General features: G+C 42.7%; 1 protein-coding gene. It reads left to right on the top strand.

The window, feature by feature from the left end; translation table 11 throughout:
* A partial coding sequence (locus HMPREF2658_RS06455) for a fibronectin-binding protein (protein ID WP_176747426.1) occupies nt 1-702 on the top strand: 702 nt, incomplete at both ends.

Here is a 702-nt window from a genome sequence, read left to right as displayed (position 1 = left end):
TCACTGAAAACAATCATCATATTTCTCATTCTGGTTTAGGAACTGAAAATGGTCACGGTAATTATGGCGTGATTGAAGAAATCGAAGAAAATAGCCACGTTGATATTAAGAGTGAATTAGGTTATGAAGGTGGCCAAAATAGCGGTAACCAGTCATTCGAGGAAGACACAGAAGAAGACAAACCGAAATATGAACAAGGTGGTAATATCGTAGATATCGATTTCGACAGTGTACCTCAAATCCAAGGTCAAAATAATGGTAACCAGTCATTCGAAGAAGATACAGAGAAAGACAAACCTAAGTATGAACAAGGTGGTAACATCATTGATATCGACTTCGACAGTGTGCCACAAATTCATGGATTCAATAAGCATAATGAAATTATTGAAGAAGATACAAATAAAGATAAACCTAATTATCAATTCGGTGGACACAACAGTGTTGATTTTGAAGAAGATACACTTCCAAAAGTAAGCGGTCAAAATGAAGGTCAACAAACGATTGAAGAAGATACAACGCCGCCGACACCAGAAGTACCGAGTGAGCCAGGCGAACCAACGCCACCGACGCCGGAAGTACCAAGTGAGCCGGAAACACCAACGCCACCGACACCGGAAGTACCGAGTGAGCCAGAAACACCAACGCCACCGACACCAGAAGTACCGAGTGAGCCGGAAACACCAACACCGCCAACGCCAGAGG

It is taken from the genome of Staphylococcus sp. HMSC062H10 (genome assembly GCF_001836945.1).
Classification (GTDB): Bacteria; Bacillota; Bacilli; order Staphylococcales; family Staphylococcaceae; genus Staphylococcus; species Staphylococcus aureus.
The sequence above is the reverse complement of the archived record's forward strand: the minus strand, read 5'-3'. Positions and strand labels throughout refer to the sequence as shown.